The organism is Devosia sp. (assembly GCF_036406155.1).
Classification (GTDB): domain Bacteria; phylum Pseudomonadota; class Alphaproteobacteria; order Rhizobiales; family Devosiaceae; genus Devosia_A.
In genome coordinates this window covers 1-12,497 of the sequence record NZ_DASWVV010000029.1, presented here as the reverse complement: position 1 = coordinate 12,497, position 12,497 = coordinate 1, and the positions used below count along the sequence as shown (strand labels likewise).

The following is a 12,497-nucleotide window of genomic DNA, read 5'->3' as shown; positions in this document are numbered from 1 at the left end:
AGGTCGCGGGCGCTGCTCGCCGCGTCGCCGCCGGTGAGCGCGATGCGGCCGGCGGCGGGCCGCACGATGCCCGCCAGCGCCAGCAGCAGCGTGCTCTTGCCGGCGCCGTTGGGGCCGCGCAGCAGCAGGGCTTCGCCCGGTGCGACGACGAAATCCAGGTCGTGGAACAGCCGCCGCTCGCCGCGCCGGCAGGCAAGCCCGCTGACCTCGAGGCGGCGCGGGGGAAGGGCGTGAAGCGCGCTCATGGCTGCATCTCGTATTCGTCGAAAGTCCGGGCTGGCAAGCGGGAAGTTGTTTCTCTATAAGGCGCTACAGATTGGAATCCCCTCCAGTCGGGCGTTTCGCCGCACTGCCCCCACGGGCCGTACTCTCCGGGTCCGCCGGGCAGCCTTCACGAGGCGCCGGACAACGACAAGAGACAGGCGAACCGTGACCAGATCCCTCGACAGCTTCAAATCCCGCAGCAAGCTCAACGTTCAGGGCAAGCAGTATACGTATTTCTCGCTCGTCGAGGCCGAGAAGCACGGCCTCGACGGCGTCTCGCGGCTACCCAACTCGATGAAGGTGGTGCTGGAGAATTTGCTGCGCTTCGAGGACGGGGTCACCGTCACCAAGGCCGACATCCTCGCCGTCGCCGAATGGCTCAAGACCCGCACCTCAGAGCACGAGATCTCCTATCGCCCGGCGCGCGTGCTGATGCAGGACTTCACCGGCGTGCCGGCGGTGGTCGACCTCGCCGCCATGCGCGACGCCACCGCGGCGCTCGGCGCCGATCCGCAGAAGATCAACCCGCTGGTGCCGGTTGACCTCGTCATCGACCACTCGGTCATGGTCGACAGCTTCGGCTCCCCGCTCAGCTTCAACCAGAACGTCGAGCTGGAATACCAGCGCAACGGCGAGCGCTACGAATTCCTGCGCTGGGGCCAGAAGGCCTTCGCCAATTTCCGCGTGGTGCCGCCCGGCACCGGCATCTGCCACCAGGTCAACCTCGAATATCTGGCGCAGACGGTGTGGACCAAGGAGGAGGACGGCGAGACCATCGCCTATCCCGATACGCTGGTCGGCACCGACAGCCACACCACCATGGTCAACGGCCTCAGCGTGCTGGGCTGGGGCGTGGGCGGCATCGAGGCCGAGGCGGCCATGCTCGGCCAGCCCATCACCATGCTCATCCCCGAGGTGGTCGGCTTCAAGCTGACGGGCACCATCAACGAGGGCATCACCGCCACCGACCTCGTGCTCACCGTCACCGAGATGCTGCGCAAGAAGGGCGTGGTCGGCAAGTTCGTCGAGTTCTACGGCCCCGGCCTCGACCACCTCAGCCTCGAGGACCAGGCGACCATCGGCAACATGGCGCCCGAATACGGCGCCACCTGCGGCTTCTTCCCGATCGACGGCGATACGCTCGAATATCTGCGCACCTCCGGGCGCACGCCCGAGCGGCTGGCGCTGGTCGAGGCCTATGCCAAGGCGCAGGGCATGTATCGCGAGTCGGCGAGCGCCGACCCGGTGTTCACCGACACGCTGGAGCTCGACCTGTCGACGGTGGTGCCCTCGGTCTCTGGTCCCAAGCGCCCGCAGGACCGCGTCGCGCTCAAGGACGCCGCGGCCGGCTTCGCCGCCGCGCTCACCGAGATCCGCGGCGGCCGCAAGGACACCACCAAGCTGCCGCAGTCGGTCGGGGAATCGCGCTTCGTCGACGAAGGGGCGACCGGCACCAAGATCGCCGAGCCCGAGGCGCGCTGCCGCGTCGAGGGCGAGAGCTTCGACATCGGCAATGGCGACGTGGTCATCGCCGCCATCACCTCGTGCACCAACACCTCGAACCCGTCGGTGCTGATCGCCGCCGGCCTCGTCGCCCGCAAGGCGCTGGCCTACGGCCTCAAGGTCAAGCCGTGGGTGAAGACCTCGCTGGCCCCGGGCTCGCAGGTGGTCACCGACTACCTCAACGCGGCCGGGCTGCAGCAGGACCTCGACGCGCTCGGCTTCAACCTCGTCGGCTACGGCTGCACCACCTGCATCGGCAATTCCGGGCCGCTGGCGCCGGCCATCTCGGCGGCCATCAACGAGAACGACCTGGTCGCCGCCGCGGTGCTGTCGGGCAACCGCAACTTCGAGGGGCGCGTCAATCCGGACGTGCGCGCCAACTATCTGGCGTCGCCGCCGCTGGTCGTCGCCTATGCGCTGGCCGGCTCGCTCCACGTCAACCTCACCACCGATCCGCTCGGCACCGGCCGCGACGGCAAGCCGGTCTATCTCAAGGATCTGTGGCCGACCAACAAGGAGATCGCCGAACTGGTGCGCGAGCACGTCACCCCCGACATGTTCCGCCAGCGCTATTCCGACGTGTTCAAGGGCGACAAGCACTGGCAGGGCATCGCCGTCGCGGGCGGCGAGACCTACGACTGGAACTCGGCCTCCACCTACGTGCAGAACCCGCCCTACTTCGAGGGCCTCAAGATGGAGCCCGAGCCGGTCACCGACATCAAGGACGCCCGCGTCCTCGGCCTGTTCCTCGATTCCATCACCACCGACCACATCTCGCCGGCCGGCTCGTTCAAGCCCAACAGCCCCGCCGGCAAGTACCTCACCGAGCGCCAGGTGGCGGTCCGCGACTTCAATTCCTACGGGGCGCGCCGCGGCAACCACGAGGTGATGATGCGCGGCACCTTCGCCAATATCCGCATCCGCAACCAGATGGTGCCGGGCGTCGAGGGCGGCTTCACCAAGGGGCCGAACGGCGAGCAGATGCCGATCTACGACGCCGCCATGGCGTTCCAGAAGTCGGGCACGCCGCTGGTCATCTTCGCCGGCAAGGAATACGGCACCGGCTCGTCGCGTGACTGGGCGGCCAAGGGTACGCGGCTGCTGGGCGTGCGGGCGGTGATCGCGCAATCGTTCGAGCGCATCCACCGCTCCAATCTCATCGGCATGGGCGTCCTGCCGCTGCAGTTCGCCGACGGCGAGGGCTGGCAGAGCCTCGGGCTCGACGGCACCGAGTCGGTGTCGATCGAGGGGCTTACCGGCCTCGCGCCGCGCTCGACGGTGAACGTCGCCATCGTGCGCGCCGACGGCCGCCGCGAGGTCATCCAGACGCGCTGCCGCATCGATACGGTCAACGAGCTCGACTACTACCAGCACGGCGGTATCCTGCACTACGTGCTGCGGCACCTCGTGGCGGCATGAGGGGGTCACACCCCCTTGTCCACCGGGGCCGGTCACACGCCAATTTGACTGGCTCCGGCGCGGGGGCGTGCCTAAAACACTCGGCATGAATTTTCGTCCGTTCCCGGCTGCGCTGGCCCTCGCGCTCCTTCTTGCTTCCCCGGCCGGGGCCGGCGAACTGCGCCAGAGGCCGACGGCGGTGCTGGAGCTATTCACCTCCCAGGGGTGCTCCTCCTGCCCGGCCGCCGACGCGCTGCTGACCGAACTCGGCAGCCGCGACGAGATCATCGCCCTCGCCTACCACGTCGACTACTGGGACTATGTCGGCTGGCCCGACACCTTCGGGGCCAAGGCGCATTCCGACCACCAGCGCAATTATGCCGCAAGCTGGGGCTCGTCCCGCATCTTCACCCCGCAACTGGTGGTGAACGGTACCGAGGCGGTGGTGGGGTCGCGCCGGCAGGAGGTCGACATCGCCGTTCAGAACGCCTCCCTGAGCGTGCCGGTCGCCCTCAGCGAGGGCGGCGGCATGCTCAAGGTCAGCATCGGGCCGCGGCCCGGGCTGCGCGCGGCGGTGGTCTGGCTCGTCACCTATATCGAGCGCGCCGACGTCGATATCGAGCGCGGCGAGAACCGCGGCAAGCGCCTCGCCTATACGCAGATCGTCACCGGCCGGCAGGTGCTGGGCATGTGGGAGCCGGCGACCGGCGCGACGCTCACGCTGCCGCTCGCCGAAGTCCTCGACGACGGGGCGACCGGTGCCGCCATCCTCGTGCAGGAGGAGCGCCGCGGGCTCCCCGGCCGCATCCTCGGCGCCGCCTCGTACCAGCGCTGACCCGCGCCCCGCTGCCCACCGGCTCTCCCGACCCCGAAAAACAGAACTCCCGCCGGCCGGAGGCAGGCGGGAGCAAGAATGACTGGTGCATGTAGGGGCGGCTGGCACCCGGGCATCGTGGTTTGGGGGCTCGGTCAGCCCGGATGCCAGCCACTGGAGGCAATGCTTGAAGTATTACGCATCGTTTCAGGCGCAACAAGGGAGCAATTGTGTCCGAAATAGGGAATTTGACTTGCGCGATACTGGGCAGGGAGTCGGCCCGGCGGGGCAGCCCGGCCCACTTGCATCGCGCCCGGAATCCCGCGATCATGACCGGCGGATGACGAGGATGCCGAATGGTTGAAGAACCATCGCAGCGCGGCCCCGGCGTGCTCATCGATTTCGGGCATGCCGGGGGCCGCTCCGAACCCGGGCAGTTCTCCAGGGCCGGCCAGGCGGTGAGCTTCGACCGGCGCGAGTTGATGGCGATCCTCAATGTCTACGGGCGCAAGGTGTCGACGGGGGAATGGCGCGACTACGCCATCGATTTCCTGCGCGAGCGCGCCCTGTTCTCCATCTACAAGCGCAGCTCCGAGCGTCCGCTCTACGTCATCGAGAAGAACCCGCGCCTGCGCCACCGCCAGGGCCAGTACATGGTGACCGGCCAGGACGGCCGGGTGCTGCGGCGCGGCCACGATCTCGTGGCGGTGCTGCGCGTTCTCGACGCGCAGCTGGCGCTGGTGAAGTGAGCGGCCAGAGCCGGCGCCGCTACAGTTCCCGTTGCATGTGCACGGTGTCGAGCCAGCGGTCGAACTTGTAGCCGATGCGCTCATAGGTGCCGACGCGGCGGAAGCCGAGCCGTTCGTGCAGCCGGATGGAGGCCGCGCTTTCGCCGGTGATCACCGCCAGCATCTGCCTGAAGCCGAAGGTGCGGCCGAGCTCGATGACGCGGCCGAGCAGCGCCGTGCCGATGCCCTGGCCCTGGGCGTCGGGGGCGCAATAGACCGAGTCCTCGCAGGCGAAGCGGTAGGCCGGGCGCGGCCGGTAGGCCGAGGCGTAGGCGTAGCCCACGACCCTGCCGCCGCGCTCGCCCACGACCAAAGGGTGGCCGAGATCGGCAAGATGCCCGAGTTTGTCGGCCATGAGGGTCTCCCCCGGCGCGACCAGGTCGAAGGTCGCCACCGAGGTCTCGACGTAGTGCCGGTAGATGGCGGTGATCGCGGGGACGTCGGGCCAGGCGAAGGGGCGCAGGGTGAGTTCGGGCATGGGTGGAGCCGGAAAACGGAAAAGGGCCACGGTCTTGTTAGACCGTGGCCCCGCGCATTGCCAGCCGGATGTGCCGGGCGCGCCGCGGCGCCGCTACTCGCGGTTGCCGAACAGCCGCAGCAGCATCATGAACAGGTTGATGAAGTCGAGATACAGGCTGAGCGCGCCCATGATGGCGTTCTTGGCCAGCACGTCGGCGCCGAAGCTCTCGTGGTAGCTCTCCTTGATCTTCTGCGTGTCGTAGGCGGTGAGGCCGACGAAGATCAGCACGCCGATCGCCGAGATGGCGAATTCGAGCATGCTGCTCTGCAGGAAGATGTTGACCACCATGGCGATGATCAGCCCGATCAGCCCCATGAACAGGAAGTTGCCGATGCCGGTGAGATCGCGCTTGGTGGTGTAGCCGTACAGGCTCATGGCACCGAAGGTGGCAGCGGTGATGAAGAACGTCTTGGCGATCGAGGCGTCGGTATAGACCATGAAGATCGAGCTCATGGACAGGCCCATGACCGCCGCGAAGGCCCAGAAGGTCAGCTGCGCGGCGCCGACGGAGAGTTTGTTGAGCCCGAAGCTCAGCACCAGCACGAAGGCCAGCGGGGCGAGCACGATCACCCACATCAGCGGGCTGTTGTAGATGAGGTTGCCCCAGGCGGTCAGCGCCGTGCCGTCGGCGGTCACCGCGGCAGCGCTGGCGAAATAGGCGACGAGACCGGTGACCGCGAGGCCGATCCCCATGTAGTTGTAGACCCGCAGCATGTAGCCGCGCAGGCCCTCGTCTATGACCGCGGCGGTTCCGGGCCGTGCGGCAATTGTCGGTCGATCGAAGTCAGCCATGGTCCAAGATCCTCTTGCTGGCATAGTCAGGGCCGGGCACGCCCCGTGGCGCGCTCGGTCTGGGCTCAATATGGCGGCGCGCACGGTCGATTACAAGAGAGCCGGAGCCGGCTTACGGAACTGTAAGGTGGCGTCGGCATTGGCCTTTGCGGCGACGCCGCGCCACTCGCCGGCCGGGTCCCGGCGCGCACCGGGGGGCAACCGGCACGGCGGCATTGCCGGGCCCCGGCGGGGCCGCTAGGCTGCTCGGGCAGGCGGCGCGAATCGCGTTTCGCCTGGTCGGCAAGAGGAGGGTGGCATGCCCAGACTCTTCACGGGTCTCGAAGTCCCCGGCGGCGTGGCATTCGCCCTTTCGTTCAAGCGCGGCGGCCTGCACGGGGCGCGCTGGATCGACCCGGAAAACTACCACATCACCCTGCGCTTCATCGGGGACGTCGACCATTCCGTGGCCGATGAGGTCTCCGACGCGCTCGACCGGCTGGCCAACAGCGAGGCCTTCACGCTCCGGCTGTCGGCGCTCGGCTCGTTCGGCGGCGACAAGCCGCGGGCGCTGATCGCCGTGGTCGAGAACAACAGCGCGCTGCAGCGGCTGCAGGCGGCGCAGGAGCGGGTGCTGCAGCGCCTCGGCCTGCAGCCGGAGGGCCGCAAATTCGTGCCGCACGTGACGCTGGCGCGGCTCAAGGGCACGGCGCCCGAGGACGTCGCCCGCTTCCTCGCCTTCGCCGGGCGCTTCGAGCCGCTGGCCTTCCCCGTCGAGCGCTTCGTGCTGTTCTCGAGCCGCGATTCGGTGGGCGGCGGGCCCTATTTGGTCGAGCAGAGCTACCCGCTCGCCGCCTGAGTCGCGCCGGCATGGTTAACGCTTCCTTCAGCGGCGGGCGGCATTGAGGCCGCTGTCGCGCGCCAAATTGCCGACAAGATTGCCGCTAAGGTCACCATGCCATTCAAACGCTTGGGCCTTGAGACCTTGGTAACCATGCGGTGGGAGAATGCCACGGCGCGGATGCTGCTGGTGCAACCTTCTGACTAGGGGTTTTACTGAATGAACTCATCTCGACTTGGCCTGGCCCTGGGCCTCGTTGCCGGCTTCGCCGTCGCCAGCCTCGCGGCGCCGGCGTCGGCCCAGGACGCGACGAATCTCGGCACCTTCAAGGCGTGGACGGCGTGGAAGGGCAAGGATGCCAACGGCGACATGTGCTATATTTCGAGCCAGCCGGAAAAGAGCGAACCCGACGGGGTCAAGCGCAGCCCCATCCATTTCCTCGTCATCCACCGCAAGGGACTGGGCACCCGCAACGAGGTGCAGACCCTGATCGGCTATCCGTTCAATACCTCCAACGCCAATGCCAGCGCCACCGTCGACGGCAAGACCTATCCCATGGTCACCGAGGGCGAGGCGGCGTGGCTGGCCAGCGCCGGCGACGAGAACGGCTTCGTCGAGGCGCTCAAGGCCGGCTCCACTCTGGTGGTCAGGGGCACGAGCCAGCGCGGGACCAATACCATCGACACCTATTCGCTGGGCGGCGTCACCGCGGCGATGAGCGAGATCGACAAGGCCTGCGCCTGACGGGCGCCGCTTCCTGGCCGGCGGCTGCCCGTGCGGCTTGGCATCGGCGCCTGTGGCCGTATAGAAGCGGGCACCAGGAGAGACTGCACCCGATGAGCCACCGCACCCGCCTCGCCGCCCTGCTGCTTGCCCTGGGTCCGCTCGCGAGCCTGCCGGTGCTGGCCCAGTCGGTGCGGCTGATCGGCGATTTCCGCGACTGGTCGGCCTATGCGACCTCGGAAGGGGCGGGGGCGCTGTGCTTCGCGCTGAGCAAGCCGAAGGACGTCAACCCCATCCCCGACGGCTATACCGAGGCCTATCTCTACCTCACCAACCGGCCGGCCGAGAACGTCGTGTTCGAGTTCAACCTCGTCGCCGGCTACGTCTTCGCCCCGGACAGCCAGGCGGTGGTCACCGTTTCCGGCCAGAGCTTCGACCTGTTCACCCAGAACGATGCCGCCTGGCTGCTGGATGCGAGCCAGGGCGACAGCCTCGCCAGCGCCATCCGGGCCGGCTCGACGCTGGTGGTCGAGGGGACCTCCGACAAGGGTATCCGCATCGCCCAGACCTTTTCGCTCGCCGGCGCCACCGCGGCGTCGCGGGCCATCGAAAGCGACTGCTAGCGCGGCGCGACGCGGGGCCTGTTTTGCGCGCCGCGGCGCATTATGTTAGAGGCGCGCGCAGAACCGGCCGGAACCCTCATGAGCATCGCCCTCAACCTCGATCACGCCCTCCCCCGCCCCGCGGCGCGCGGTAAGCCGTCGCTGGTCGGGCTGAGCCGGTCGGAGCTCGCCGCGACGCTGGCGGCGAGCGGGGTCGAGGCGCGCGAGGCGCGGATGCGCGCGAGCCAGCTGTGGAACTGGATGTACCAGCGCGGCGTCACCGACTTTGCCGCGATGAGCAACATCTCCAAGGGCTTCCGCCAGGCGCTGGCCGACAATTTCCAGATCGACAGGCCCGAGATCGTCAGCGAGCAGGTGTCCAGCGACGGCACCCGCAAGTGGCTGTTCCGCTTCCGCGACCCGCAGAACCCCAACCTGCCGCCGGTCGAGGTCGAGACCGTCTACATCCCCGAGGAGGACCGCGGCACGCTGTGCGTCTCCTCGCAGGTGGGCTGCACGCTCACCTGCTCGTTCTGCCACACCGGCACGCAGCGGCTGGTGCGCAACCTGACGGCGGGGGAGATCCTCAACCAGATCCTGATGGCGCGCGAGCGTCTCGGCGATTTCCCGGGCGGCGTGCGGCCGGACGACGGGCTGGTGCCGGCGCCGCGCGGCTCGGGGGGCTCGGAAGGCGACAGCCGTGCCGTCACCAACGTGGTGATGATGGGCATGGGCGAGCCGCTCTACAATTACGACAACGTCAAGCAGGCGCTGCTCATCGCCGCCGACGGGGACGGCATCTCGCTCAGCAAGCGCCGCATCACGCTGTCGACCTCGGGGGTCGTGCCTTATATCGAGCCGACCGGCCGCGAAATCGGGGTGATGCTGGCGGTTTCGCTGCACGCCGTGCGCGACGATCTGCGTGACATGCTGGTGCCGATCAACAAGAAGTGGCCGATCGCGGAACTGCTGCAGGCGGTGCGCGCCTATCCCGGCCTGTCCAACGCCCGGCGCGTGACCTTCGAATACGTGATGCTCAGGGACGTCAACGATTCCGATGCCGACGCCCGCGAACTGGTGCGGCTGCTGGCCGGCATCCCGGCCAAGATCAACCTGATCCCGTTCAACCCGTGGCCGGGCACCAATTACGACTGCTCGAGTTCGGCGCGCATCGAGCGCTTTGCCGACATCGTCAATGCCGCCGGCTATGCCAGCCCGGTGCGCACGCCGCGCGGGCGCGACATCTTCGCCGCCTGCGGGCAGCTCAAGAGCGAGAGCGAGCGGCTGGCGAGGAAGGATCGCGACGCGCTCGCGGCGTCCTGAGCGGCCGCCGCCGCGCTCAGTCCTCGCCCCTGATCCACTCGATCCGGTGTCGGCCGCGCCCTTCGTCGCCGAGCACCGCCGCCAGCGCCGGCAGCAACACCGTCAGTTCGGTGGCGAGCGTGTGGGGCGGATTGACGATGATCATGCCGGTGCCGTGTAGCCGCGGCGGCTCGGCGGGCGGGCGGAGGCTGAGTTCGGCGCGCAGCATGCGCGGGATGCCGCTGGCCCGCAGCGCGGCGACGAAGGCGGCAACCGCCGCCGGCTGCTTGAGCGGATACCACAGCGCGTAGATGCCGGTGGCGAACTTGCCGTGCGCCTTGCCGAGCCCGTCGACGAGCCGTGCGAATTCGCCGTCCGCCTCGAAGGGCGGGTCGACCAGCACCAGGCCGCGCCGCTCCTTGGGCGGCAGATGCGCGTGGAGCGCCAGCCAGCCGTCGAGATGGATGACCCGCGTCTGCACGTCGCCGGCGAACAGCGCCTTGAGGGCGGCGGCGTCGTCGGGATGCAGTTCCAGCGCCGACAGCCGGTCCTGCGGCCGGAGCAGGCGGCGCACCAGCAGCGGCGAGCCGGGATAGGTCGTGAGTTCCCCATCCGGGTTCTCGCCGCGCACGACTTCGAGATAGGGCGCGGCCAGGTCGGCCGCCGCCGGCGGCAGGCCCGTCGCCAGCAGGCGCCCGATGCCGTCCTGCCATTCCGGCGAGCGCGCCGCCTCGTCCGAGCCGAGATCGTAGCGGCCGATGCCGGCGTGGGTGTCGATGACACGGAAGGCGGCCGGCTTGCGCTTGAGATAGACGACGATGCGGGTGAGGATGAGGTGCTTGACCACGTCGGCGAAATTGCCGGCGTGGAAGGCGTGGCGGTAGTTCATCGCGGGCTCACTGTCGCGCCTGTGCCGCGAGAATGGTCGCGGCGAACGCCGTGAAGATGGCGGCGAAGCCCCAGTTGAGCGTTCTCTCGACCCAGCGCGTGCGCTTGAACGCGGCCGCCAGCCACCCTGCTGCCAGCACGGTCGCGAGGCCGAGAGGAATGGAGAGGAGAACGAATTCGGCGCCGAGGAAGAAGAGCTTGCCCGTTGCCGCCGGGTCATGCGCGTCCACGAACTGCGGCAGGAAGGTGACGAAGAACAGCACGACCTTGGGATTGAGCAGGTTGATGCCGAGGCCGGCGGCGAAGCTCTGCCGCAGGGTCGGGGCGCGCCGCGACGCCTCGGCGAGGCGCAGGCCCCCGCCGTGGACGACGGCCTGCCAGGCCAGCCACAGCAGGTAGACGGCGCCGGCGATCTTGAGCGCCACGAACAGCGGCGGCGCGGCAATGAGGAGGACGGAGACGCCGAAGGCGACGAGAGCGGTATGCACGAGGATACCCGTCATGGCGCCGCACATGGCGGCGACCCCGTGCGCCCGGCCGCAGTTGATGGCGCGCGAGAGCTGCAGCGCCATGTCCGGTCCCGGGGTGACGGCGAGGACGACGGTCGCGACGGCGAAGGCGAGGATCACCGGCAGGTCGGGAACGAAGTCGGGCATATGGGCCGGCCAATCCGTGTGCGGCGCGAGGGGCGCGCCTCTCTTATCTTATCGCCGGGCGGCGGTAAACGAAGGCCTGCCGGCCCGCGCCGGCCGACCCGCCCGTTGCGTGCGGCCGGCATATCTGCTTAGGGTGCGCGCCAAATCGCCGGGCCCCCGGCTGCGCAGCGGAACGACCCCATGAGCAAAGACATCAAGAAAGTGGTGCTCGCCTATTCCGGCGGCCTCGATACCTCGATCATCCTCAAGTGGCTGCAGACCGAATATGGCTGCGAGGTGGTGACCTTCACCGCCGATCTCGGCCAGGGCGGCGAGCTCGAGCCGGCCCGCCGCAAGGCCGAGCTCATGGGCATCAAGGACATCCGCATCGAGGATCTGCGCGAGGAGTTCGTGCGCGACTTCGTGTTTCCGATGTTCCGGGCCAATACGGTCTATGAGGGCCAGTACCTGCTCGGCACCTCGATCGCCCGCCCGCTCATCGCCAAGCGGCTGGTCGAGATCGCCGAGGAGACGGGGGCCGACGCCATCTCCCACGGCGCCACCGGCAAGGGCAACGACCAGGTGCGCTTCGAGCTCTCCGCCTACGCGCTCAACCCGGCGATCAAGGTGATCGCGCCGTGGCGCGAATGGGATCTGCAGAGCCGCACGCGCCTCATCGAGTTCGCCGAGCTCAACCAGATCCCGGTGCCCAAGGACAAGCGCGGCGAGGCGCCGTTCTCGGTCGACGCCAATTTGCTGCACACCTCGAGCGAGGGCAAGGTGCTCGAGGACCCGGCCGAGGAGGCGCCCGACTACGTCTACCAGCGCACCGTCGATCCCGAGCGCGCGCCGGACGCGCCCGAATACGTCAGCATCGGCTTCGAGAAGGGGGACCCCGTCTCGGTCAACGGCCAGAAGCTGTCGCCCGCCGCCCTGCTCACCCGGCTCAACGAGCTCGGCGGCAAGCACGGCGTCGGCCGGCTCGACCTCGTCGAGAACCGCTTTGTCGGCATGAAGAGCCGCGGCGTCTACGAGACGCCGGGCGGCACCATCCTGCTGGCGGCGCATCGCGGCATCGAATCCATCACGCTCGACCGCGGCGCGGCGCACCTCAAGGACGAGCTGATGCCGAAATATGCCGAGCTCATCTACAACGGCTTCTGGTTCGCCCCCGAGCGCGAGATGCTGCAGGCGCTGATCGACCGGAGCCAGGAGTTCGTGACCGGCGAGGTGAGGGTCAAATTGTACAAGGGTTCGGCCAACGTGGTGTCGCGCAGTTCGCCCTATTCGCTGTATTCGATGGACCTCGTCACCTTCGAGGAAGGCTCCGGCAGCTACGACCACCACGACGCCGAGGGCTTCATCAAGCTCAACGGGTTGCGGCTGCGGACCTACGCGGCCCGCACCCGGCGCCTCCAGCGCTGAGGCGGTCGGCCCGCGCGGGCGGC

The 12,497-nt window shown here is 68.6% G+C and carries 13 protein-coding genes; 8 read left to right on the top strand and 5 right to left on the bottom strand.

Translation table 11 applies throughout. From position 1 onward, the window contains the following. Window positions 1–245, bottom strand: a 245-nt coding sequence (locus tag VGD93_RS01910) for an ABC transporter ATP-binding protein (protein WP_395008638.1), incomplete at its 3' end; no start/stop codon positions are given. Window positions 246–429: 184 nt separating this feature from the next. Here VGD93_RS01910 and acnA point away from each other — a divergent pair. The 3 genes from acnA to VGD93_RS01895 all read left to right on the top strand — a co-directional run bounded on the left by acnA (window position 430) and on the right by VGD93_RS01895 (window position 4,728). Further along, entirely contained in the window at window positions 430–3,186 is a 2,757-nt protein-coding gene (gene acnA / locus VGD93_RS01905; protein ID WP_395008637.1) for an aconitate hydratase AcnA, read from the top strand. 85 nt (window positions 3,187–3,271) lie between these two features. Then, window positions 3,272–4,000 carry a DUF1223 domain-containing protein gene (locus tag VGD93_RS01900; RefSeq protein ID WP_395008635.1) on the top strand — a complete coding sequence of 243 codons (729 nt, stop codon included), beginning with the start codon at window positions 3,272–3,274 and terminating at the stop codon, window positions 3,998–4,000. A 335-nt stretch (window positions 4,001–4,335) separates the two neighbouring features. After that, complete coding sequence (locus VGD93_RS01895; protein WP_395008634.1) at window positions 4,336–4,728, top strand: DUF2794 domain-containing protein; 393 nt, start codon at window positions 4,336–4,338, stop codon at window positions 4,726–4,728. A gap of 19 nt (window positions 4,729–4,747) precedes the next feature. Here VGD93_RS01895 and VGD93_RS01890 read toward each other — a convergent pair whose 3' ends face one another. Both VGD93_RS01890 and VGD93_RS01885 read right to left on the bottom strand, forming a co-directional pair. Beyond that, entirely contained in the window at window positions 4,748–5,245 is a 498-nt protein-coding gene (locus VGD93_RS01890) for a GNAT family N-acetyltransferase (RefSeq protein ID WP_395008632.1), read from the bottom strand. A gap of 93 nt (window positions 5,246–5,338) precedes the next feature. Further along, window positions 5,339–6,079: a Bax inhibitor-1/YccA family protein gene (locus VGD93_RS01885; protein WP_395008631.1), complete on the bottom strand. Its 741-nt coding sequence runs from the start codon at window positions 6,077–6,079 to the stop codon at window positions 5,339–5,341. 298 nt (window positions 6,080–6,377) lie between these two features. On the opposite strand from VGD93_RS01885, the gene thpR reads away from it, so the two are divergent. The 4 genes from thpR (at window position 6,378) to rlmN (ending at window position 9,547) form a co-directional block, all read left to right on the top strand. Then, complete coding sequence (thpR, locus tag VGD93_RS01880; protein ID WP_395008629.1) at window positions 6,378–6,917, top strand: RNA 2',3'-cyclic phosphodiesterase; 540 nt, start codon at window positions 6,378–6,380, stop codon at window positions 6,915–6,917. Window positions 6,918–7,118: 201 nt separating this feature from the next. After that, entirely contained in the window at window positions 7,119–7,643 is a 525-nt protein-coding gene (locus tag VGD93_RS01875) for an invasion associated locus B family protein (RefSeq protein WP_395008627.1), read from the top strand. Between the two features lie 92 nt (window positions 7,644–7,735). Next, window positions 7,736–8,245 (top strand): hypothetical protein, encoded by a 510-nt coding sequence (locus tag VGD93_RS01870; protein WP_395008625.1) that lies wholly within the window; start codon window positions 7,736–7,738, stop codon window positions 8,243–8,245. A gap of 78 nt (window positions 8,246–8,323) precedes the next feature. Next, complete coding sequence (gene rlmN / locus VGD93_RS01865; protein WP_395008623.1) at window positions 8,324–9,547, top strand: 23S rRNA (adenine(2503)-C(2))-methyltransferase RlmN; 1,224 nt, start codon at window positions 8,324–8,326, stop codon at window positions 9,545–9,547. Between the two features lie 16 nt (window positions 9,548–9,563). Here the strand turns inward: rlmN and VGD93_RS01860 are convergent, their stop codons facing one another. Further along, window positions 9,564–10,415, bottom strand: a complete 852-nt coding sequence (locus VGD93_RS01860; RefSeq protein ID WP_395008622.1) for a 23S rRNA (adenine(2030)-N(6))-methyltransferase RlmJ — start codon at window positions 10,413–10,415, stop codon at window positions 9,564–9,566. Between the two features lie 7 nt (window positions 10,416–10,422). Further along, complete coding sequence (locus VGD93_RS01855; RefSeq protein WP_395008620.1) at window positions 10,423–11,070, bottom strand: LysE family translocator; 648 nt, start codon at window positions 11,068–11,070, stop codon at window positions 10,423–10,425. Window positions 11,071–11,250: 180 nt separating this feature from the next. Here VGD93_RS01855 and VGD93_RS01850 point away from each other — a divergent pair, with 180 nt between their 5' ends. Continuing rightward, window positions 11,251–12,474, top strand: a complete 1,224-nt coding sequence (locus tag VGD93_RS01850) for an argininosuccinate synthase (RefSeq protein ID WP_395008618.1) — start codon at window positions 11,251–11,253, stop codon at window positions 12,472–12,474. Window positions 12,475–12,497 lie beyond the last annotated feature (23 nt).